At 66.5% G+C, this 21,331-nt stretch carries 20 protein-coding genes; 17 read left to right on the forward strand and 3 right to left on the reverse strand.

Features of this window, described 5'->3' with window-relative positions; genetic code table 11:
- Window positions 1–2,301, reverse strand: a 2,301-nt coding sequence (locus tag DZC52_RS03825) for an Rne/Rng family ribonuclease (protein WP_116649938.1), incomplete at its 3' end; no start/stop codon positions are given.
- Window positions 2,302–3,003: 702 nt separating this feature from the next.
- On the opposite strand from DZC52_RS03825, the gene DZC52_RS03830 reads away from it, so the two are divergent.
- The 13 genes from DZC52_RS03830 (at window position 3,004) to DZC52_RS03890 (ending at window position 16,601) form a co-directional block, all read left to right on the forward strand.
- Window positions 3,004–3,933 (forward strand): RluA family pseudouridine synthase, encoded by a 930-nt coding sequence (locus DZC52_RS03830; protein ID WP_116649803.1) that lies wholly within the window; start codon window positions 3,004–3,006, stop codon window positions 3,931–3,933.
- 19 nt (window positions 3,934–3,952) lie between these two features.
- A complete protein-coding gene (locus DZC52_RS03835) occupies window positions 3,953–5,197 on the forward strand; it encodes a lipoprotein-releasing ABC transporter permease subunit (protein ID WP_116649804.1) in 1,245 nt (414 codons plus the stop codon).
- Window positions 5,190–5,873: a lipoprotein-releasing ABC transporter ATP-binding protein LolD gene (lolD, locus tag DZC52_RS03840; RefSeq protein WP_116649805.1), complete on the forward strand. Its 684-nt coding sequence runs from the start codon at window positions 5,190–5,192 to the stop codon at window positions 5,871–5,873. Before DZC52_RS03835 ends, lolD begins: the two co-directional genes overlap by 8 nt.
- A 3-nt stretch (window positions 5,874–5,876) precedes the next feature.
- A complete protein-coding gene (locus DZC52_RS03845) occupies window positions 5,877–8,153 on the forward strand; it encodes a DNA internalization-related competence protein ComEC/Rec2 (RefSeq protein WP_116649806.1) in 2,277 nt (758 codons plus the stop codon).
- 105 nt (window positions 8,154–8,258) lie between these two features.
- A complete protein-coding gene (locus DZC52_RS03850) occupies window positions 8,259–8,879 on the forward strand; it encodes a MotA/TolQ/ExbB proton channel family protein (RefSeq protein ID WP_116649807.1) in 621 nt (206 codons plus the stop codon).
- 9 nt (window positions 8,880–8,888) lie between these two features.
- Window positions 8,889–9,308: an ExbD/TolR family protein gene (locus DZC52_RS03855; RefSeq protein WP_116649808.1), complete on the forward strand. Its 420-nt coding sequence runs from the start codon at window positions 8,889–8,891 to the stop codon at window positions 9,306–9,308.
- Complete coding sequence (msbA, locus tag DZC52_RS03860; protein ID WP_116649809.1) at window positions 9,305–11,059, forward strand: lipid A export permease/ATP-binding protein MsbA; 1,755 nt, start codon at window positions 9,305–9,307, stop codon at window positions 11,057–11,059. The genes DZC52_RS03855 and msbA overlap by 4 nt, the downstream gene beginning before the upstream one ends.
- Before the next feature lie 6 nt (window positions 11,060–11,065).
- Window positions 11,066–12,058 carry a tetraacyldisaccharide 4'-kinase gene (lpxK, locus tag DZC52_RS03865; protein WP_116649810.1) on the forward strand — a complete coding sequence of 331 codons (993 nt, stop codon included), beginning with the start codon at window positions 11,066–11,068 and terminating at the stop codon, window positions 12,056–12,058.
- Window positions 12,051–12,794: a 3-deoxy-manno-octulosonate cytidylyltransferase gene (kdsB, locus tag DZC52_RS03870; RefSeq protein ID WP_116649811.1), complete on the forward strand. Its 744-nt coding sequence runs from the start codon at window positions 12,051–12,053 to the stop codon at window positions 12,792–12,794. Before lpxK ends, kdsB begins: the two co-directional genes overlap by 8 nt.
- Before the next feature lie 46 nt (window positions 12,795–12,840).
- On the forward strand, window positions 12,841–13,308 hold the full coding sequence (locus tag DZC52_RS03875; protein WP_116649812.1) for a low molecular weight protein-tyrosine-phosphatase: 468 nt from the start codon (window positions 12,841–12,843) through the stop codon (window positions 13,306–13,308).
- Window positions 13,305–15,116, forward strand: a complete 1,812-nt coding sequence (gene uvrC / locus DZC52_RS03880) for an excinuclease ABC subunit UvrC (protein ID WP_116649813.1) — start codon at window positions 13,305–13,307, stop codon at window positions 15,114–15,116. Before DZC52_RS03875 ends, uvrC begins: the two co-directional genes overlap by 4 nt.
- Window positions 15,117–15,177: 61 nt before the next feature.
- Window positions 15,178–15,738 (forward strand): CDP-diacylglycerol--glycerol-3-phosphate 3-phosphatidyltransferase, encoded by a 561-nt coding sequence (pgsA, locus tag DZC52_RS03885; protein ID WP_116649814.1) that lies wholly within the window; start codon window positions 15,178–15,180, stop codon window positions 15,736–15,738.
- Between the two features lie 44 nt (window positions 15,739–15,782).
- A complete protein-coding gene (locus tag DZC52_RS03890) occupies window positions 15,783–16,601 on the forward strand; it encodes a class I SAM-dependent methyltransferase (protein ID WP_116649815.1) in 819 nt (272 codons plus the stop codon).
- 13 nt (window positions 16,602–16,614) lie between these two features.
- Here DZC52_RS03890 and DZC52_RS03895 read toward each other — a convergent pair whose 3' ends face one another.
- Window positions 16,615–17,667 carry a phosphate/phosphite/phosphonate ABC transporter substrate-binding protein gene (locus tag DZC52_RS03895; protein WP_116649816.1) on the reverse strand — a complete coding sequence of 351 codons (1,053 nt, stop codon included), beginning with the start codon at window positions 17,665–17,667 and terminating at the stop codon, window positions 16,615–16,617.
- A gap of 54 nt (window positions 17,668–17,721) precedes the next feature.
- Window positions 17,722–18,528 (reverse strand): CAF17-like 4Fe-4S cluster assembly/insertion protein YgfZ, encoded by an 807-nt coding sequence (gene ygfZ, locus DZC52_RS03900; protein WP_116649817.1) that lies wholly within the window; start codon window positions 18,526–18,528, stop codon window positions 17,722–17,724.
- A 20-nt stretch (window positions 18,529–18,548) separates the two neighbouring features.
- Here ygfZ and DZC52_RS03905 point away from each other — a divergent pair, with 20 nt between their 5' ends.
- From DZC52_RS03905 to sdhA, 4 genes are read left to right on the forward strand one after another with little or no spacing between them, the layout of a single operon-like run.
- Complete coding sequence (locus DZC52_RS03905; protein WP_116649818.1) at window positions 18,549–18,752, forward strand: DUF1674 domain-containing protein; 204 nt, start codon at window positions 18,549–18,551, stop codon at window positions 18,750–18,752.
- Between the two features lie 30 nt (window positions 18,753–18,782).
- Window positions 18,783–19,160, forward strand: coding sequence for a succinate dehydrogenase, cytochrome b556 subunit (gene sdhC, locus DZC52_RS03910; RefSeq protein ID WP_116649819.1), 378 nt, complete (start codon window positions 18,783–18,785; stop codon window positions 19,158–19,160).
- Window positions 19,157–19,540, forward strand: a complete 384-nt coding sequence (gene sdhD / locus DZC52_RS03915) for a succinate dehydrogenase, hydrophobic membrane anchor protein (protein ID WP_116649820.1) — start codon at window positions 19,157–19,159, stop codon at window positions 19,538–19,540. The genes sdhC and sdhD overlap by 4 nt, the downstream gene beginning before the upstream one ends.
- A gap of 2 nt (window positions 19,541–19,542) precedes the next feature.
- Window positions 19,543–21,330 (forward strand): succinate dehydrogenase flavoprotein subunit, encoded by a 1,788-nt coding sequence (gene sdhA / locus DZC52_RS03920; protein WP_116649821.1) that lies wholly within the window; start codon window positions 19,543–19,545, stop codon window positions 21,328–21,330.
- Window position 21,331 lies beyond the last annotated feature (1 nt).

A 21,331-nucleotide genomic window follows, 5' to 3' on the forward strand; every position in this document is an offset into this window, starting at 1 on the left:
CTCCGGCTTCTGCTCCGGCTTCTGCTCCGGCTTCTGCTCCGGCTTCTGCTCCGGCTTCTGCTCGGGCTTCTGTTCCGGCTTCTGCTCGGGCTTTTGCTCGGGCTTTTGCTCGGGCTTTTGCTCGGGCTTTTGCTCGGGCTTTTGCTCGGGCTTCTGTTCCGGCTTCTGTTCCGGCTTCTGTTCCGGCTTGGGTCCGGATTGCTGTTGGGGCTGCTGCGCCTGCTTCTGATCAGCCGGCCGGCCCCGACCCGGGTCCTTTTCCTGATCCTTCTTGTCGTTCCGGGACTGGCCCTGGCCCTGTTGGTTGCCCTGGTCCTGGCCCTGGTTGCCGGAACGACCGCGGCGCTTCTTGCCGCCGCGACGCCGACGTTTCTTCTTCTTGCTTCCGCCGTCGGGACCCTGACCGTCCTGGGAAGGCTTCTGGTTGCCCGGTTGCTGGTCGGCGGGCTTGCCGCCGGTTTTCTTCTTCTTGCCGCGGGCTTGGGTTTTCTTCTTTTTCTTGCTGCCGGGCTTGCCCTGGTGACGATGCGAACTGCCTACGGCTTTGTCGGGGCGCTTGCCGCCATGCTTGTGCGGGCGTGGACGATTGCGACTGCGCTCGCTGCGCTCGTCCTCGTCGCCGCCGAAAATGCTGCGCAACAGCGACTTGAACCAGGCGGCGAAGCCTCCGCGCTTGCGTGTCGGGGCCGGTGCTGTTCGTTGGATTCCGCTGACCGCGGCCGGCTCGGGCGCCGGTCCGGGCTGCACTTCGGCCTGGGCCGGCAGCGATTCCAGCTCCTCGCCGGTGGCCAGCGCGTAGCTGGGTTCATCGACGGTTTCGCTGGTACGCAGCCGCTGGATCTCGAAGCGCGGCGTTTCGATCCAGCGGTTGGCCACGACCGTGATGCCCACCTTGGTGCGCTCTTCGATTTCGTCGGCAGCCTGGCGTTTCTCGTTGAGCAGGAAGTTGGCCACCTCGATCGGTGCCTGGACGATCACGCGCGAGGTGTGCTCCTTCATGGATTCTTCCTCGGCCAGGCGCAGGATCGAAAGCGCGAGGGACTCGATCGAGCGAATGGCGCCGTAGCCGTCGCAGCGCGGGCAGGTGATGTAGCTCGATTCGCCCAGGGAAGGGCGCAGGCGCTGACGGGACATTTCGAGCAGTCCGAAGCGCGAGATTCGCCCGATCTGCACCCGGGCCTTGTCCATGCGCATCGCCTCGCGCAGGCGATTCTCCACCTGGCGCTGGGCGTCCTTACTCATCATGTCGATGAAGTCGATGACCACCAGGCCGCCCAGATCGCGGATGCGCAGCTGGCGGGCGATTTCGTCGGCGGCCTCCAGGTTGGTCTGCAGCGCGGTTTCCTCGATATCCGCGCCCTTGGTGGCGCGGGCGGAGTTGATGTCGATCGACAACAGGGCTTCTGTATGGTCGATCACCACGGCACCGCCCGACGGCAGTCGCACCTCGCGGGCGAAGGCCGACTCGATCTGACTTTCGATCTGGTAGCGCGAGAACAGCGGCGTGTCGTCGCGGTAGACCTTGAGCTTGCGCAGGTTGTGCGGCATGACCTGCTGCATGAACTCGCGCGCGTCCTCGAAGACCTTCTCGTCGTCGATGAGGATTTCACCGATGTCGTCGCGCAGGTAGTCGCGCAGGGCGCGGATGATCAGGTTGCTTTCCTGGTAGATCAGGAAGGGCGCTTTCTTGCTGTCGGCCGCTTCCTTGATCGCGCTCCACAGTTGCAGCAGGTAGTCGAGGTCCCATTGCAGTTCCTCGCGCTCCCGCCCCACGCCGGCGGTGCGCACAATGCAGCCCATGCCGCTCGGAATCTCGATTTCCTTGAGCGTGTCGAGCAGTTCCTTGCGTTCGTCACGCGTGATCTGGCGCGACACGCCGCCGGCGCGTGGGTTGTTGGGCATCAGCACCAGGTAGCGTCCCGCCAGGGAAACGAAAGTCGTCAGGGCCGCGCCCTTGGTGCCGCGCTCTTCCTTGTCGACCTGGACGATGACTTCCTGGCCGCCCTGGACGGCATCCTTGATTTCGACTCGTTCGCCGGATTCGAGCGCCTTGATCGCCGTCGGGCTGAAGTACTCGCGGCTGATTTCCTTCATGGAGAGGAAGCCGTGCCGCTCGGAGCCGAATTCGACGAAGCAGGCGTCCAGGCTGGGCTCGACCCGCGTGATGCGGCCCTTGTAGATGTTGGATTTCTTCTGCTCCTGGGCGGGCACCTCGATATCGAGGTCGAGCAGGGTCTGGCCGTCGGCAATCGCCACGCGCAACTCTTCGGGCTGAGTCGCGTTGATCAGCATGCGTTTCATTGTTGTTCCTCCGGCGCTCCCGACCGCCACGAGGCAGGGGTTCTTCGGGAGATGAGTGCCGGACTCCGCCACGCTCCGAAAGACGGAGCCGGGCGGGCAAACCAGCCTGCATCGATTGTCGTCGGACCAGCCGGCCCGGACACTCCGTCGAGACGACGCGCCCAAGGCGCGACATGGTCTGGTTTGGCATGCGGCCGCGCGAGGCGCTGGCCTGCAAAGTCTGGCACCCAACCCGGATCCGGTGCATCGGTCGATCCGGGAGCGCGTAATTTTCAATGTCAGGCCGCCGGGCGTCTGTTTGCCTCGTCCACGCTGGCGGCACACGTTGTTCATCTGCCGGAACCCGAATCCTGGGAAATCGGGTCGCCGCGCAAAATCGAATCGTTCGGGTCCCGTGGGGGACCGCTCCCGTTCCAGGCACTGGCCGGCCCGGGAGTCGAGCAAATGGTTCTGGTGGCGGATGCAGCATTCGGCCGTCGAGGCCCTGCCATGGCCGCTTGTATCGGCATCGGCAGATGTGTCAGCATCCGCGATCGGGTTCACGCGGGTTCAAGCCTTCCAGCCATCCTGCTGGTTGCCGCTCGACCACGCATGCGCCTGACCTTGTCATTTTATCATTGATCGTATTGCGACGATAGCCGTTGTCGATGGTCGGACCCTCCCGGCGAGAAGGCAGGCGCAGGACATTTCCGAGGAATCCCGATGAAGGAGAGCAAACAGGGCGGAGGCGTCAGGCACGTTACCGTCAGCGGCGACCGCTCCGGCCAGCGGCTGGACAACTTCCTGATGTCCCAGCTCGGATCGGTTCCCCGCGGCCTGGTCTACCGGCTGGTGCGCACCGGGCAGGTTCGGGTGAACGGGCGCCGCGCCAAGCCGATGAAGAAGCTGCAGGCCGGTGATGAAGTACGGATTCCGCCCGTGGCGAGCCAGGCGCCCGAGGATCGTCGCGTACCCGAGGGCATGGTAGAACGTATCCGCGAGTGCATCATCGAACAGGGTGAGGGCTTCCTGGTGCTGGACAAACCGGCCGGCGTGGCGGTGCAGGGCGGCAGTGGCCTCAATTGGGGCCTGATGGACGTGCTTTCGAGAATGGGCGAGGGATATCGGCCGGTGCACCGTCTGGATCGGGCCACCAGCGGCGTCCTGGTCGTGGCGCGCAGCCACCGGGCGGCGAGGGAACTGCAGAAGGCCTTCTCGGGCCAGGCCGTCGAGAAACGCTACCTGGCGCTCCTCCAGGGCGAACTGGCCGAGGACAGGGTGACCGTCGATTCGCCCCTCAAGAAGGTCCGGGACGCGAGCGGGCAACACCGCGTCATCGCGTCACCGGAGGGTCAGTCGGCGGTCAGCCACTTTCGCGTGCTCGAGCGGGTCGGCGGCTACAGCTACGTCGAGGTGCGCATCGAGACCGGCCGCACTCACCAGATCCGGGCTCACGCGGCCAGCATTGATCATCCGCTGGCCGGAGACGAGCGGTACAATCATGATCCGGCCCCGGAGGGCCTGAACCGGCTCTTTCTCCATGCGCACTACCTGAAGCTGCCCTGGCCGTCGGAACAGGTCTTTTCGGCACCGTTGCCCGAGGAACTGGCTGCCGTGCTCGATGGCCTCCGTTCCGGCACTTCGTCGGCCTGACACAGGAATCCGCTAGCGAATGTACCAACCCCTGAGCATTTTCGTCGGCCTGCGCTACCTGCGCGCCAAGCGCCGCAATCACTTCATTTCCTTCATTTCGCTCATATCCATGGGGGGGATCGCGCTGGGCGTGACCGTTTTGATCACGGTGCTGAGCGTGATGAACGGTTTCGAGAAGGAACTGCGGGAGCGCATCCTCGGCATGATTTCGCACGCCACGATCGAGGGCTACGAGCGCCGGCTTTCGGACTGGGAGTCCCTGCTCGAGGAAGTCCGGCGTCATCCCGACGTGGTGGGCGCAGCGCCCTATGTGGAGCAGGAAACCCTGATCAAGGGGCGTGGCACGGCGGGTGCTCAGGTTCGAGGTATCGATCCCGAGCTCGAGCCCCAGGTCTCCGAGATCGACGAGTTGATGCGGCACGACGGTTTCCAGGCCTTGGCGCCCGGTGAGTGGCGGGTGATGCTCGGCGCGGGGCTGGCCGCCCGGCTGGGGGTGCGGGAAGGTGACCCGGTCACGATTTTCGCGCCCGAGATCCGCGCCACACCGGCCGGCGTCGTGCCCCAGGTGCGTCGCTTCGAGGTCGCCGGCATTTTCGAAGCCGGCGTGCAGCAATACGATACGGCGCTGGCCATCGTTCACTATCGCGACGCGCAGCGACTGTTCCGGCTGGATGAGCAGGTCAGCGGTGTGCGACTGAAGTTCGACGACATGATGCGCTCCCGGGCGATCGCCTGGGAATTGAGCGACCAGCTCGGCGGAGTGCACCGCGTGCGGGACTGGACCCAGCAGCACGCCAATTTCTTCCGGGCCGTGCGCACCGAGAAGACGGTGATGTTCATCATCCTGTCGCTGATTATCGCGGTGGCGGCCTTCAATATCATCTCGACCCTGGTGATGGTCGTCACCGACAAGCAGGCCGACATCGCCATCCTCAAGACGATGGGGCTGGGGCCGAGGAAGATCATGGGGATTTTCGTCGTTCAGGGATCGCTGATCGGCATCATCGGCACGCTGCTGGGCATTGTCGGCGGCGTGGCCCTGGCGCTCAACGTCGAGCAGATCGTGGCCTGGCTGGAACAGTTCCTGAGTACCGATTTCCTGTCCGCCGAGGTCTACTACATCAGCGACCTGCCATCGGAACTGCGCTGGGGCGACGTGGTCAAGTTCGGCGGGGTGGCGCTGTCGCTGTCGCTGCTGTCGACCATCTACCCGGCGTGGCGGGCGGCTCGAACCGAACCGGTGGAGGCACTGCGCCATGAATGACATCGTCATCAGCGCCAGGGGACTCACGCGGACCTTTGTCCAGGGACGCACGGAACTCAACGTCCTCAAGGGCGTCGATCTCGACATCCACGCGGGCGAGCAGGTAGCCATTCTCGGGGCATCGGGGGTGGGCAAGAGCACCTTGCTTCATCTGCTCGGCGGCCTGGACAAGCCGACTTCGGGCCGGGTGGAAGTGGCCGGCGAGGACATGGCCCGGGCCGACGAGACCCGGCGGGCGGCCATCCGCAATCGCCATCTCGGCTTCGTTTACCAGTTCCATCACCTCCTGCCGGAATTCACCGCGCTGGAAAACGTGGCCATGCCGCTGTTGATCGCGGGCCGCGGCGCCGGTGACGCGAGCCGTGAGGCGACCGCGTTGCTCGAGCGCGTCGGACTGGGTGATCGGCTCTCGCACAAGCCGGGTGAGCTCTCCGGCGGCGAGCGCCAGCGCGCTGCAGTGGCCCGGGCGTTGATCAACCGGCCGGACTGCGTACTCGGCGACGAACCCACCGGCAACCTGGACGAACGCAACGCCGACCACGTCTATGGCCTGATGCTCGAACTCAACCGCGAATTTCGAACCAGCGTCGTCCTTGTGACCCACGACCCGCAGCTGGCTCGCCGCATGGACCGGCGCCTGGAAATGACCGGCGGTCAGCTCGTGCCCATCGACTGAGCGATGCGTGGCGGGGGCGGGCGCTTGCTACTGGCCTTCGTCGGAGGCTGCCTGCTTGCGTCCTGGGCGCCCTCGCTGCCCGGCATGCCGGCGCTCCTGGTGCTTGCCGCCCTGGCCGGAACGGGCTGCGCGTTCCGCTATACGCGACTGCCCGCTGCTTTCCTGCTCGGCGCGCTGTGGTTCCTGGCCGCGGCGCAGGGTCAGATCGGCAGCCAATGGCCCGCCGAGGAGGCGGGCGCAACGCGCACCCTGACGGGCACCGTCGTCGGCCTGCCCCAGCGTCACGAGCAGACCGTGCGTTTCGTCCTCGCCGTCGATGAAGCCTCGACCGGCACCGCGCTGCCCGAGCGGATCCGGGTCAGCTGGTATCGCCCCTTCCGGCGTGTCGTGCCGGGCAGCCGCTGGCGCATGACGCTGCGGCTGGAACCGCCGGTCGGGCGCGACAATCCCAACGGGTTCGACTACGAGCGCTACCTGCTGGCCCGGCGAATCGCTGCCACGGGCAGCGTGCGGGGGCGGCCGGAGCTCGTCGCCGACGACCCGGGCGAGCGATGGCTCGACCGTCAGCGTCAGCGCCTGTCCGACATCATCCAGTCCGAAACCGTCGATCGCGATGTCGCCGCCCTCAAGCGCGCCCTCGGCGTGGCCGATCGCTCGGCCATGCCGACGGCGCTCTCCGAGCGGCTTCGCGAGACCGGTACGGCCCATCTTCTGGCCATTTCCGGGCTGCATGTCGGCATGGTGGCCGGCCTTGCCGGCCTTCTGTCCGGATGGCTGGCGGCACCGCTGTCGCTCGTCGCCAGCCGTTTCGACCGGCGGCGGGTCGGCGTGTCGTTCGGTTTACTGGCCGCGGTGGCTTATGCGGGCCTGGCGGGCTTCACGCTGCCCACGCAGCGCGCCCTGGTCATGCTCGCCGTCGTCGCTGCTGCGCTGTTCTTCCGGCGTGCCGTTCCGCCCGGCCGGGCCTTGTTGCTGGCCCTGCTCGCCGTTCTCGTGTTCGATCCCCTTTCTCCGCTGTCGCTGGGTTTCTGGCTGTCGTTTGCGGCCGTCGCTGTCCTGGTTTTCGCTTTCGCGTGGCGTCCGTCCAGGCCCGGCCAGTGGGTGGCCGGCCTGTTGCGGGCCCAGATGGTTCTCCTGATCGGGCTATTGCCCCTCAACGTCGGCCTCTTCGGGCAACTCGTGCCCGGCGCTTTCCTCGCCAACCTGGCCGCGATCCCACTGGTGGGCCTGGTCGTGCTGCCCTCGCTGCTGGTGGATATCGCGACCATGCTGTTGGGCTGGCCCGCTTCGCCGCTCGCCGCGCCCGCGGACTTCGGCCTGCGCTTGCTGCTGGACATCCTCGAGGGGTTGCATGGCCTGGGCGGAACCCACATCGCGATGTCGTCGGCAGCGACCTGGGCGATACCGCTGGCGGCGGCGGGAGCGGCGTGGCTGATCGCGCCGCCGGGCTGGCCTGCAAGGGGTCTCGGAGCGGTCCTGCTGCTGCCCTTGCTGTGGCCGGCCGCCGACGAACTCGGCGAAGACCAGCTGGAGGCCTGGTTCCTGGATGTCGGCAACGGCCTGGCCGTGCTCGTGAGAACCGCCGACGAAGCGCTGCTCTACGACACGGGGCCGGGCGACGGTGAAGGCTCGGACGCCATTTCGGGAATCCTCCCGGGTGTATTGCGGACGGTCCGCCTCGACGGAGTGGATCGTGTCGTGATCTCGCACGAACATCGTGGTCATTCGGGTGGCCTGGCTTCGGTGACCGGCGAGGGCGTCGCGGTGCAGGCCGCCACGGGGCGACTCGGGGCGCCTTGCGTGGCCGGCCGCTCCTGGCGCTCGGCCGGCTGGCGCTTCCGCTTTCTTCACCCCAGCGCGGCCCTGCCGGACCTGGGCGGCAATTCCTCCTGCGTGCTGCACGTCTCCGGTCCGGGCGGCGACCTGCTGCTGACCGGCGGCATCGATGCCGACGTGGAGGCGCGCCTCGTCGCCGAGTGGGGCGGTCCGGCGTCCGATGTGCTCCAGCTGCCTTCCGGCGGCCACCGGGAAGGAAGCAGTCGAGGCTTCCTCGAGGCGGTCTCGCCGGGCACGGCCATTGCCTCGGTGGCACGTCATGATCGCTTCGGGCGCGTTCACGCCGAAACCCGCGAAAGACTTCAGGCGCACGGCACGACCCTGCTGACGACGGGGCGCTGCGGCGCGATCAGGGTTCGGTTCGCCTCCGACCGGCCGCCTGGCATTCGCTCCATGGCGACGCTCGCGCCCCGTTTCTGGAAGCCGCGCACCGGTTGTCCCTGATCGTCGGTGCGCGAGCTGCTTCATCCGGCGAGTGGAGGCGACGAATGAACGGCAAACCCGTTATCATGCGCGCTGGACAAGCAACGGTCGGGGCTGACTCCGGACATGCTCGAAATCGTCGTCGCGGGTGGATGGTTGATGGTGCCCATTCTGGCCTGTTCCATCATCGCCGCCGCCATCATCATCGAACGCTTCGTGAACCTGCGCCGCAAGCGCGTGCTACCCGCTGGCATCCTCGAGCGCGTGCGCCAGTGGGCGGCGCAACGGGAACTCGATCGCCAGCACATCGAGCAGTTGCGGCGGTCCTCGGCCCTGGGCCGAGTCCTGGCCGCGGCGCTGGTCAACCGCCGGCGCGAGCGTGAAGTCATCAAAGACGCGGTCCAGGACACCGGCCGGCACGTCGTGCACGAACTGGAGCGCTTCCTCAACACCCTGGGCACGATTGCGGGCATCACGCCGCTGCTCGGGCTCCTCGGTACCGTGATCGGCATGATCCAGGTCTTCTCGGCGATCATGATTCACGGCGTCGGCGACCCCAACGAGCTGGCCGGCGGCATTTCGCAGGCTTTGATCACGACCGCCGCGGGCCTGACCGTGGCCATTCCCAGCTATTTCTTCTACCGCTATTTCCGCGGTCTGGTGCGTTCCTACGTCGTGGAAATGGAGCAGCAGGCACTCGAATTGCTGCACACCATCGAGCTCAAGCGCCCGCAGGCCGCCGGCTGAAGCCAAGGCATGAAACTACAGCAGGAAGAACACGAAGAACCGGAGATCAACCTCACGTCACTGATCGACGTGGTGTTCCTGCTCCTGATCTTCTTCATGGTCTCGACCACCTTCGAGCGCCAGGCCCTGTTGCGCCTGGACCTGCCGGAGGCCAGTACGGCCGAGGCGGAGACTGTGCCGGAAATCGTGGAGTTCATCGTCACCGACGACGGGCGGTTGTTCGTCGGCGACCAGGAACTGGTCGACGCACGCCAGGCGACGGTGCAGGCCGCAATCGCCCAGCGTTTTCGTGATAATCCGGAGGCGGTGCTCGTGGTGCGTGCCGACGGGGAGGCGCCGCACAGGCTGGTCGTGCGCGTGCTGGACTCGGCGGCGGCCGAAGGCATCCGGCGGGTCAGCATCGCGACGGTCGAGGGAGATTCCGAATGAACGCGCCGACGAGCATGACCGGCAGGCAGGTCTACCGCCGCCTGCTGGGCATGGTGCTAAAGCACCGCCTGATCTTCGGCCTGGCGCTGTTGGCCGTCGCCCTGGACGCGGCCGGGCAGGGACTGTTCTTCTACCTGTTGCGCCCGTTGATCGACGACACCATCGCCAATCCCAACCCCGAGTTCAACTACGCTCTGCCGGCGCTGGTGTTCCTGTCGCTGATCCTCCGGGTGGTGGGCAATTTCGGCGGTGAATTCGGCATGCAGTGGGTCGGCCGAAAGCTGATCGCGGACTTGCGCAACGCACTGTTCGACCGTTACCTGGAGCTGCCCGCCGCGTACTTCGACCGGGAGTCTTCGGGCCAGATGATCTCGCGGGTGACCTACAACACCGAGCAGGTGGCCGAGGCGGCGACCAAGGCCTTGATCGGCATCTCGCGCGACATCATGACCGTGGTCGCGCTGTTCGGCGTGATGCTGATCCAGTCCTGGCGGCTGACGCTTTCCCTGTTGCTGCTGTTGCCCATCATCGGCGTGATCGCTTACTTCATCAGCCGGCATTTCCGGAGCATCTCGACCAACATCCAGGACTCGATGGGAGATGTCACCCACATCACGGAGGAGGCGGTCAACGGTCACCACGTGGTCAAGGTCTTCGGCGGCCAGCGGCAGGAGCGCGACAAGTTCCACGGCATCAACGAGAGCAATCGCAAGCTGCACCTTCGCCTGGTGGGCACGCAGCTCCTGTCGTCTTCGCTGGTGCAGATGGCCGCCGGCGTGGCGCTGGTGGTGCTGTTGGTCGTGGCGGCCAGCGAGCTGATGGGCGACACGGTCACCGCCGGCATTTTCATGTCCGTGCTGGCGGCCCTGGCTGCGACGATTCCACCGCTCAAGCGCCTGACCAAGATGCACGTCACCATCGAGCGTGGCGTCGCGGCGGCCGAGAGCATTTTCCGTGTGGTCGACACGCCGGGAGAAACGGATACGGGCACCTACGAGCCCGAATCCGTGCGCGGCGAGATCCGCTTCGAGAATGTCTCGTTCTCGTATCCGGACGCCAGCAATTCGGCTCTGATCGATCTCGACCTGACCATTCCGGCCGGCAAGGTCACCGCCCTGGTGGGGCGATCCGGCTCGGGCAAGAGCACGATCGTCAAGCTACTGCCGCGCTTCTACCAGCCCGCTGCGGGCCGCATCCTGATCGACGGCGTGGATATCCGGGACTACAAACTGGCAGCGCTTCGCGATCGCATTGCCCTGGTCAGCCAGGACGTGGTGCTGTTCAACGACACGATCGGCCGCAACATCGCCTACGGCGGGCTGGCCGGCGCCACCCGGGAGCAGGTCGAGGAAGCCGCGCGCGCCGCGCACGCCATGGAATTCATCGAGCGCCTGCCGCTCGGGCTGGACACGCCGATCGGCGAAGACGGTTCCCTGCTTTCGGGCGGTCAGCGCCAGCGCATCGCCATCGCGCGGGCCGTGCTCAAGGATGCGCCCATTCTGATCCTCGACGAGGCCACCTCGGCGCTGGATGCCGAGTCCGAGCAGGCCGTTCAGGATGCCCTCGAGGTGCTGATGGAGAACCGCACGACGCTGGTCATCGCGCATCGCCTGGCCACGGTTCAAATGGCCGACCAGGTGGTCGTGCTCGACCACGGCCGGGCAGTCGAGTCCGGCTCGCACGCCGAACTGCTAGAGCGCGACGACGGTCTCTATCGCTACCTGCACCGCCTGCAGCTCGCCGGCGCGTGACCGGCCGTGAAAGGGCGGCTGGAGCGGTATCTGACCGGGCTGTGGTACTCGCAGCGGCGTGTGCCGCTTTGGCTGCGGGCGCTCGTCCCGGTCTACCGCGCCGTGGCGGCCTCGCGTTGGCGACCCTCGCATGAGCGCCCGCCTTGCCCGGTCATCGTGGTCGGCAACATCACGGTCGGCGGGAGCGGCAAGACGCCGGTCGTGGCTGCGCTGGCCAGGCTGCTCGCTCAGGCCGGCCATGCCCCGGCGGTGATCAGCCGGGGATACGGCGGCCGGAACGGTGACGAGCCGCGGGCCGTGACGCCCTCGAGCGATCCCGAGTCGGTCGGTGACGAGCCGGTGCTGCTGGCCCGTCGGGCGGGTTGCGCCGTCTGGGTCTGCCGGGACCGGCGCGCGGCTCTGGACGCAGCACGCAGCGGCGGTGCGGACGTGGTCCTGTCCGACGACGGCCTGCAGCACCCGCGCCTGCCGCGAAGCTACGAAATCTGCGTTGTCGACGGCCTGCGCGGGCTCGGCAACGGCCGCTTGCTGCCGGCCGGGCCGCTCAGGCAGCCGGTCGACCGGCTCGATTCGGTCGACCAGGTGCTGGTCAAGCAGGCCGCAGGGGAAGCGGCGGAGTACCGGGCCGCCGCAACGCCTTTTGCAGTCGCTCCCGGCCGCCCCTATCTTCTGGGCGGCGGCCGTTCGGACGACACTTTTCCTGCACAGGCCGAATTCGACGCCGTCTGCGCCATCGGCAACCCGGACAGCTTCTTTGCCCTGCTGGAGGCTCTGGGATACCGTTTCCGGGCGCGAGCGTTTCCGGATCACCATGCCTTCGCAGCGAATGATTTCAAGGCAATGGAAGGTCCGCTGCTCGTCACCGAGAAGGACGCAGTCAAGCTGGAGCGGCTGGCGGGGCTGCCGCGGACCTGGGTCTTGCCCATCGAGGCCCGCCTGCCCGAGCCCGTCCGCGTTGCCGTGCTGGCGCATGTGCGAGAATTTCTGCGGCATGAGTGACTTCCACGTACTGATTCCCGCCCGCCTGGCATCCACACGATTGCCCGGCAAGCCGCTGGCCGACCTGGCCGGCCGCGCACTGATCCTGCGCGTGTGCGACCGGGCCCGCGCAGCGGGTGCGGCCAGCGTCCACGTTGCGACCGACAGCGAGGAGGTGGCCGGCATCGTGCGCGCCGACGGCGGCGACGTCGTGATGACCCGCGGCGACCACCGCTCCGGCACCGACCGGCTGGCGGAAGCCGCTTCGAAGCTGCAGCTCGGCGAGGACGAAATCGTCGTCAACCTGCAGGGTGACGAGCCGGAGATGCCGTCTTCCTGCCTGCGCCAGGTGGCCGGGCTGCTGGCCCGTGAATCCGAGGCCCGAATGGCGACCTTGTGGCGGGTCTTCGACAGCGAAGTCGAATGGCGCAACCCCAACGTGGTCAAACTGGTGGCCGACGAGCGCGGACGGGCCCTGTACTTTTCGCGCAGCGCCATCCCCCATGCCCGCGACGGCGGGTGGCCGGAAGCCGTCGCCCGGGCGCATCTCGGGCTTTATGCCTACCGGGCGGGCGCACTCCGGGACTGGCAGTCGCTGGGGGCCTCCGACCTGGAGCGGCTCGAGTCGCTCGAACAGCTCAGGGCGCTCTCGGCCGGGTGGGTCATCGTCTGCGACCGGGCCGATGCGCCCGTTCCGTCCGGGATCGACACGCCCGAGGACCTGGCGGCGGCCTGCGCCCGATTCGGCCGGGAATGAGTCTATTCAGGCTTGATGCGACAAGTGAATAAATGAAGCCAATATCATGAAAAGCATGCTTTTTGTCTGCCTCGGGAATATCTGCCGCAGCCCGACCGCAAAGGCTGTCTTCGACGCCCGCTTGAGCCGGGCTGGACTGGTGATCGAGACGGACTCGGCCGGCACCACCGGATACCACGCCGGCTCGGCGCCCGATCCGCGTGCGCAACGCATCGCCCGGCAGTGGGGGCTGGACCTGAGCGCCGAACGGGCAAGGGTGGTCGTGCCCGATGACTTTGAGCGTTTCGACGCCATCTTCGTTATGGACCGCTCGAACCTTCGCGACCTCGAGGCGATACGGCCCGCTGAAAGCGCCTGCCGCCTCGATCTGGTGATGAGCCTGGCGCCGGACTACGGCGTCGACGAGGTGCCCGATCCTTACTACGGCGGCGTCGACGGGTTCCAGCGGGTCATCGACATGCTCGAAGCGGCCGCCGAACAGCTGGTCGAGGAACTTTCCGCGTCCCGGCGATGAGCGAGTTCGACGGCCGCGCCTTCGCCCGCAGCCTCGGTACCGGACCGGGCGTCTACCTGATGCGCGACGCGGCGGGCAAGGTGCTCTACGTGGGCAAGGCGCGCAACCTGCGCCGGCGGGTGGGCAGCTATTTCAGCCGACGCGATCTCGGTCCCAGGCTCAACCTTCTCGTGCGCAAGGTCGACCACATGGAAGTCAGCCTGACCCGCACCGAGGCCGAGGCGCTGTTGCTGGAGAACGAATGGATCAAGGCGCACCGGCCGCGCTTCAATATCAATCTTCGCGACGACAAGAGCTACCCCTGGATCCGGCTCGAGACCGCGCACCCGTATCCGCGTATCGGTTTCTATCGCGGCAGTCGCAAACCGCCGCACCGCTACTTCGGTCCGTTCTCGAGCGCCGGCGCGGTGCGCGAGGCGCTCAACCAGATCTATCGGCTGTTCGGTGTCCGGCAATGTCGCGACACGGTGTTCGAGAACCGCAGCCGTCCCTGCCTGCAGTACCAGATCAACCGCTGCAGTGCTCCCTGCGTGGGCTACATCAGCGAGCAAGACTACGCCGCCGATGTCCGCGCCGCCGTGCAGTTCCTGGAAGGGCGCAGCGACGAGGTCATCGAACACCTGGGCGAACGGATGGAGCAGGCCTCGAGGTCGCTGGATTTCGAGAAGGCAGCGACCTACCGTGACCGAATCCGGGCGGTCCAGCAGGTGCGCGGCAGCCAATTCGTCACCGGCGCCAGCGGCGAGATGGACGTCGTCGGCATGCACGTCGAAGCCGCCAAGGCCTGCGTGCACGTGGTGGAATTCCGGCATGGCCGGAACGTGGGCGGACGGAGTTACTTTCCGGGCAACCTGCACGAGGACATGACGGCGGCCGACATCCTCGGGGCTTTCCTGGGCCAGTACTACGCCGATCGCAATCCGCCGGCCGAGATCCTGCTCTCGCAGGAGCCTTCCGATGCCGCTCTTTGGGAGGAGGCACTCGGTTCCCGGCGCGGGTCACGGGTGGCGCTTTCCTGGCGCCTGCGGGGCCAGCGGGCCGAGTGGGTGCGCCTGGCGGCGGCCAATGCCGGTGATGCGCTCCGGCGCCGCCTGGCGGAGCGGGACCAGGTCGGCCGCGGGCTGGCCGCCCTGGCCGAAATGCTCGAGATGCCCAATCCGCCCGAGCGCCTGGAGTGCTTCGATATCTCGCACATTTCGGGCACCGAGACGGTGGGCTCCTGCGTGGTGTTCGGCCCGCGCGGACCCGAGAAGAAGCAGTACCGGCGCTTCAACGTCAGCGATATCGAGCCCGGCGACGACTATGCGGCCATGGAGCAGGTGCTGCGGCGGCGCTACACGCGGGTGCTCGAGAAGTCCGAGGACCTGCCGGACCTGGTCGTCATCGACGGCGGCAAGGGCCAACTCGGTCGCGCACGCAAGGTATTCGAGGAACTGGGACTGGATGCCATCCCGCTGCTGGGCGTTGCCAAGGGGCCGGCCCGACGCGCCGGCCACGAGCGCTTCATCATGGGCGACCGGGAGGCCGTGCCGGGGCCGCATCATCCCGCCTCGCACCTGGTGCAACAAATCCGCGACGAAGCACATCGCTTCGCCATCAGCGGCCATCGAAAGCGCCGGCAGAAGCGAGCGCAGGCCTCGCCCCTGGAGCAGGTGCCCGGCGTGGGGCCCAAGCGGCGGCAGGCCCTTCTCAAGGCCTTCGGCGGGCTCCAGGGCATTCGCAAGGCGGGCGTGGACGAACTCGTGCGGGTCGGGGGCATCAGCCGCAAGCTCGCCGAGGCGGTCGTCGAACATCTGCACAAGCCCTGACGGTTCCGCTCGCGCCGATGTTGCGTGATAATGATGCGTTTACCGGCCCCGGAGCGATTCCTTGCAGTTGACCATTCCGACACTGCTGACCCTGCTGCGCATCGTGCTCATTCCGGTGCTCGTGGTGGTGTTCTACCTGCCGTTCGATGCGTCCAACCAGGTCACCGTTGCGCTGTTCATCATCGCGGCGGTTACCGACTGGCTCGACGGCTGGATTGCGCGGCGTTGGGGCATGACGAGCAGTTTCGGGGCCTTTCTGGACCCGGTGGCCGACAAACTGATGGTGACGGTCGCGCTGCTGCTGATCGTGCAGCGCCATCCCGAAATCGGCATTGCCCTGTCGGCGGCGGTCATTATCGGGCGCGAGATCACCATTTCGGCGCTGCGCGAGTGGATGGCGGCGCTGGGCGAGGCCGGGCGCGTCAAGGTCGCATGGGTCGGCAAGATCAAGACCATCCTGCAGATGGTGGCCATCGGCTTCCTGCTCTACGGCGAGTCGCTGTGGTTCATCCCGGTGCTCGAGATCGGCCGCTGGCTGCTGATCATCGCCGCGGCACTGACGATCTGGTCGATGTTCATCTATCTCCGCGCGGCCTGGCCGGCGGTCCGCAAACAATCCTGAGCCGGATGTCGCTCCGGCCTTTCACGACACACGGAGTCTGACGCATGTCGCGTGCCCGAAAACGCTCAAGCACCCTTGCCAGCCGCGCCGACCGGCACGCCCTCTACGAAGAGAGCGTGCAGGATCCGGAGTCCGAACTCGAATTCGTGGCCGAGACCTTCGAGGTCGTGGCCGGGCGTCCGCTCGAGTTCATCCGGGAGGATTTCTGCGGCACGGCCAACACGGCCTGCTACTGGGTTCGCAGCGATCGTGGCCGCCGTGCGGTTGGCGTCGATCTCGACCCCGAAGTCCTGGCCTGGGGCAGGGCGCATCACGTCGAGGCGCTCACGGCGGAGGAGCGGTCACGTATCGAGCTCATCGAGGGCAATGTGATGACCGCCAGCACACCACGCGTCGACGCCTTGCTGGCCATGAACTTCAGCTACTACCTGTTCACCAGCCGGGATGCGCTGCGGGCCTACTTCGAGCGTGCCCGGGAAGCCCTGGTCGACGACGGCGTACTCTTTCTCGACGCTTTCGGCGGCTATGACGCCCATCGCGAGCTCGAAGAGCGGACCGAGTACGACGATTTCACTTACGTCTGGGACCAGGCCAGCTTCGATCCCATCCAGCACGCGATGACCTGCCAGATCCACTTCGAGTTCCCGGACGGCTCGGAGATCAGGCGGGCGTTCGAGTACCACTGGCGTCTCTGGACCCTGCCCGAGATCCGGGAGTTGCTCGAGGAGGCCGGCTACTCCTCGGTCGAGGTGTACTGGGAGGGTACCGACGAGGACACGGGGGAAGGCAACGGCGTGTACGAGCCAGCCGACACCGGCGATGCCGATGCCGGCTGGATCTGCTACCTGGTGGCGAAGCGCTGAGGAGCCGGGCTCCTTACAGCGTCGAGTAGACCAGCTCGAGCCATTCTTCCAGGCCGTCGTACTGGCCGGGACGGGCTTCGATGAACTGGCTGATGTCGAGTTCGTTGAGGGCGGCAAAGTGCTCCTCGTCCTCGTGCAGCGCCAGCAGCGCGGCGCGGATCTCTTCCTGGATATCCACCGGGACTTCCGGGCTGGCGGCGACCGTCACTCCGGGAAACTCCTGCGAGGTCAGGACATTGGCCATGTTGACGTAGCGCGACACCAGGTTGTGCGGAACGATCGCGGCGTCGGCTTCCTGCGAGAAGACGATCTCGACGGCGTCGAGCCAGGAAGCGGCATTGGACTGGATGATCGGCTGCTGCATGGGATTGTCGAACCAGCTCGTCAGGATCAGGTAACCGAGGCTCGGTGCCGGCATCGTGGAGACACGACGCCCGATGAAGTCCTGGACGCTGGATTCGGCGTTGTTCATCGAGGTCAGGAGCGAATAGGTGATCGGCGCCTGAGCACGCACAAGCGGTGTGTAACCGTGTTCTTCCATGCGGTAGGCGGTCAGGTGCGGCTCTTCCAGCACCAGGTGCGGATTCTGCCCGCGGCGTGTGCTCAACCAGTAGCGGTGGTAGTCGGGAGCCAGCTCCAGGTCGAAGCGGTAGGGAAGCGCATCGTTGAGATAGTTGACCAGTGGGCGATAGACCAGCTCGGCGGTTTCCGGCGAAAAGATCGGATGGCCCTGGAAGACGAAAGTCTCTGCCGATTCCGGCGTCGCTTCCGCTGCGGCCGGCATCGGCTCGGCGGCGGCCTCTGCGGATTCTTCCGTTCCAGTCGTTACTGCAGGAGCCGAGCCTTCCTCGTCGGCAGTTTCGGCTGTCGAGCCCGATTCTTCCGCTTCGGTCGCTTGCTGCGGCTCGTCGCTTGCCTGCTCCTGCGCTTCCTGGGCTGCCTGCTCGGTCGCGGCGGCCTCCTCCGCGGACTGGCCGGACTGTTGCTGACTCTCTTCCTGAGTCCAGGCGGAAACGGCCAGGATCAGCCCGAGCAGCAGCCCCGACCATTTGATTGAAGTTTTCATTGAACTGACCCCTCTAAATTCATGATTTGTGGATTTCTTTTGGGCTTCTGGATGTTAGCACAGCGTTTCAGGCGCCGTCACTCGGGCCGAATGCGCGCGCTCGCCGCAGGCCACAAGCACCGCACCGTCCGACTCGGCTCGCGTCGCGAGAACCGCCAGGCCGATGGTCGAACTCTCCAGTGCCATGCCGCCCAGCCAGTGCCCGATACCGGCGCCGGCGGCATCCGTGATCCGGGCGTGAGCATCGATTGCCTCGACGGTGTCGATTTCCAGCCCGGCGAGGCGATACTTCACCGTGCCTCGGTAGTGCAAGCGGGCGATGACTTCCTGGCCGGGATAGCAGCCCTTGTCGTAGGCTACTGCCCCCAGTTCCTCGAGGCCCAGCCATTGGGGCAGGTGCCGGGCGCTGCTTTCGGGCTCGAGCCACGGAAGGCCCTGGCACAGGTCCAGCCGGCGCCAATTCCGCAGGGCTGCCGCGTCGCCCGGGGCCGCCACGTCGTTCAGCAAGCCTCGCTCCGGATCGAAAGCCAGGGGAGTTGCCTCACCGAGCCCATCGAACACGCCCGAAACGGGCCCGCTCTCCGAGAGATCGACGCGTCGCCCGATCGTGAATCGCCCGAGCCCTTCGCGGATGGACTCGCATTGAACGGCGGGGAGCACGAGATCGACACGGTTTTCACCCGCGCGGGCCATCATGGTGGCCAGTACGCGACCTTTCGGGTCGCACCAGGCCAGCGGCGACCAGGCATCCCCGGCGAGGCGATCGACGTCCGCCGTGAATTGCGACTGGGCATAGCTGCGGGCATCGGGGCCGGCGATCGAAAAGCTTGCGAGATGATTCAGCAGAAATTGATTCGACATGCCGAGTAAAATGGAGCGTCATGAGCGGTTACAATTCTACATCGTCAGGCACGAATCCAGATCAGCACACCGACGAAGCGACCCGCCAGGCGGAGCATCGCGATCACGCGCCGGAAGAGGAGTCGGCGTCTGATCGGCCGCGGGAGTTCGGCGGTCGCAGAAAGGGTCTCGAGCCTACCCGCTACGGCGACTGGGAAAAGGACGGTCGCTGCATCGATTTCTGACCTGGACGGAAAACCGGGAGAACTGAATCCATGGTGACGGACAACCGCCCCCTTTCACCGCACCTTCAGGTGTATCGCCCGCAGTTGACTTCCGTGATGTCGATCTCGCATCGAATCACGGGCCTGTTGCTGAGTCTCGGCATGGTCATGGTCACGGCCTGGGTCGTGGCGCTTGCAGCCGGCCCCGAGGCTTTCGCCTCGCTGACGGGACTGCTCGCCAGCCCGGTCGGCCTGGTCGCGCTGCTGCTGTGGACCGTGAGCCTGTTCTACCACCTGCTCAACGGCATCCGGCACCTGTTCTGGGACGCCGGCTGGCTGCTCGAGCTCAAGGGCGCCTATGCTTCGGGCTGGACCGTGCTGGTCCTGACCGTCGTGCTGACCGCCATCGTGTGGGGAGGCTTGCTGTGACCGGACTTCGCAACCCGCTCGAAAGAGCCCACAATCATGGTTCGGCCGGCGACGGTGTCGGCCACTGGTGGGCGCAGCGCTTCTCGGCCATGCTGCTGGTGGTTCTGACGGCCTGGCTGGTCTGGGCCCTGACCGCGCTGGTCGGCGCCGACCACGCGGCCGCCACGGCCTTCCTGGCGCATCCCTTCCATGCAACGATGGCCATCCTGTTCGTGGCCACCGGCTTCTATCACGGCCAGCTCGGCCTGCAGGTGGTCGTCGAGGACTACGTTCATCACCGAGCCCTCGAGGTGGCCCTGATGGTGACCATCAAGGCGCTGGCTATCTTCGGCGGCCTGCTGGCCGTACTCGCCATTCTCAAACTGGCTCTGGGAGTCTGAAGTTGAGTAACTACGACATTACCCGGCACGAGTACGACGTGCTGGTCATCGGCGCGGGTGGCGCCGGCCTTCGCGCCACCATGGGTCTGGCCGCGACCGGCCTGAACACCGCCTGCATCACCAAGGTCTTTCCGACCCGTTCGCACACCGTCGCAGCGCAGGGCGGCATGAGTGCCGCGCTCGGCAACATGGGCGAGGACGACTGGCGCTGGCATATGTACGACACGGTCAAGGGTTCGGACTGGCTCGGTGACCAGGACGCCATCGAGTACATGTGCAAGAACGCCATGCAGGCGGTGATCGAACTCGAGCATTTCGGCGTGCCGTTCTCGCGCACCGAAGAGGGCAAGATCTACCAGCGCCCCTTCGGCGGCATGACCACGCACTTCGGCGAAGGCACTGCGCAGCGCACGGCCGCGGCCGCCGACCGGACGGGCCACGCCATCCTGCACACGCTCTACCAGCAGTCGCTCAAGCACGATGCCCAGTTCTTCATCGAGTATTTCGCCATCGACCTGCTGATGGACGACGACGGCGTCTGCCGCGGTGCGCTGGCCTGGGACCTGGGCACGGGCACGCTGCACGAATTCCGGGCGCATGCCGTCATCCTGGCCACCGGTGGCTACGGCCGCTCGTACTTCTCCTGCACCTCGGCTCATACCTGCACGGGCGACGGCAACGGCATGGTGCTGCGCGCCGGCCTGCCGCTCCAGGACATGGAGTTCGTGCAGTTCCACCCCACCGGCATCTACGGCGCCGGCTGCCTGATCACCGAGGGCGTGCGCGGCGAGGGCGGTTACCTGACCAATTCCGAGGGCGAGCGCTTCATGGAACGCTACGCGCCCAATGCCAAGGACCTGGCCTCGCGCGACGTGGTTTCGCGCTCGATGACCATCGAGATCCGCGAAGGCCGCGGGGTGGGACCCAACAAGGATCACATCCATCTCAACCTGCAGCACCTCGGCGCCGACGTCATCCACGACCGGCTCCCCGGGATCGCCGAGTCGGCCCGGATCTTCGCCGGCGTGGACGTCACGAAAGAGCCGATTCCGGTTCTGCCGACCGTGCACTACAACATGGGCGGCATCCCGACCAACTATCACGGCGAGGTGGTCACGCTTGCCGACGGCGATCCCGACAGCGTCGTGCAGGGCCTCTACGCCATCGGCGAGGCGGCCTGCGTGTCGGTGCACGGAGCCAATCGCCTCGGCTCGAATTCCCTGCTCGACCTGATCGTCTTCGGCCGCGCCGTGGCCAATCGCTGCGGCGAGACGATCCAGCCGGGGCAGTCGCACAAGCCCCTGCCCAAGGGCACGCTGGATGCGCTCGTCGGCGAGTTCGACCGCCTGCGCCACGCCGACGGCGATGTGTCGACCGCGGAGATCCGGGGCGAGATGCAGCAGGTCATGCAGAACAACGCAGCCGTATTCCGCACCGGCGAGACGCTCGAGGAAGGCTGCGGAAAGATCAACGAGGTCGCCGCCAAGTTCGAGCGCGTCAAGGTCAGCGACCGCGGCCTGGTCTGGAACTCCGACCTGGTCGAAACGCTGGAACTGCGCAACCTTTTGGGCAACGCGGTGACCACCATGGTGGCGGCCGAGAACCGCACCGAAAGCCGCGGCGCGCATGCCCGCGAGGACTACAGCGACCGCGACGACGACAACTGGATGAAGCACACGCTCATCTGGATGGACGAGGCGAGCAAGACGAAGATCGACTACCGGCCGGTGCACATGCACACGCTGACCGACGAAGCCGAAGTCATTCCTCCGAAGGCGAGAACCTACTGAC

Origin of the sequence: Wenzhouxiangella sediminis (assembly GCF_003410055.1) — a bacterium.
In the GTDB taxonomy this organism is placed as follows: Bacteria; Pseudomonadota; Gammaproteobacteria; order Xanthomonadales; family Wenzhouxiangellaceae; genus Wenzhouxiangella; species Wenzhouxiangella sediminis.

Bases quoted from the DNA above. Each gene is read 5' to 3' on its own strand.
- DZC52_RS03830 (WP_116649803.1), top strand. From the start codon at position 3,004: ATGAAGGAGAGCAAACAGGGCGGAGGCGTCAGGCACGTTACCGTCAGC.
- DZC52_RS03835 (WP_116649804.1), top strand. From the start codon at position 3,953: ATGTACCAACCCCTGAGCATTTTCGTCGGCCTGCGCTACCTGCGCGCC.
- lolD (WP_116649805.1), top strand. From the start codon at position 5,190: ATGAATGACATCGTCATCAGCGCCAGGGGACTCACGCGGACCTTTGTC.
- DZC52_RS03845 (WP_116649806.1), top strand. From the start codon at position 5,877: ATGCGTGGCGGGGGCGGGCGCTTGCTACTGGCCTTCGTCGGAGGCTGC.
- DZC52_RS03850 (WP_116649807.1), top strand. From the start codon at position 8,259: ATGCTCGAAATCGTCGTCGCGGGTGGATGGTTGATGGTGCCCATTCTG.
- DZC52_RS03855 (WP_116649808.1), top strand. From the start codon at position 8,889: ATGAAACTACAGCAGGAAGAACACGAAGAACCGGAGATCAACCTCACG.
- msbA (WP_116649809.1), top strand. From the start codon at position 9,305: ATGAACGCGCCGACGAGCATGACCGGCAGGCAGGTCTACCGCCGCCTG.
- kdsB (WP_116649811.1), top strand. From the start codon at position 12,051: ATGAGTGACTTCCACGTACTGATTCCCGCCCGCCTGGCATCCACACGA.
- DZC52_RS03875 (WP_116649812.1), top strand. From the start codon at position 12,841: ATGAAAAGCATGCTTTTTGTCTGCCTCGGGAATATCTGCCGCAGCCCG.
- uvrC (WP_116649813.1), top strand. From the start codon at position 13,305: ATGAGCGAGTTCGACGGCCGCGCCTTCGCCCGCAGCCTCGGTACCGGA.
- DZC52_RS03890 (WP_116649815.1), top strand. From the start codon at position 15,783: ATGTCGCGTGCCCGAAAACGCTCAAGCACCCTTGCCAGCCGCGCCGAC.
- DZC52_RS03895 (WP_116649816.1), bottom strand. From the start codon at position 17,667: ATGAAAACTTCAATCAAATGGTCGGGGCTGCTGCTCGGGCTGATCCTG.
- ygfZ (WP_116649817.1), bottom strand. From the start codon at position 18,528: ATGTCGAATCAATTTCTGCTGAATCATCTCGCAAGCTTTTCGATCGCC.
- DZC52_RS03905 (WP_116649818.1), top strand. From the start codon at position 18,549: ATGAGCGGTTACAATTCTACATCGTCAGGCACGAATCCAGATCAGCAC.
- sdhC (WP_116649819.1), top strand. From the start codon at position 18,783: ATGGTGACGGACAACCGCCCCCTTTCACCGCACCTTCAGGTGTATCGC.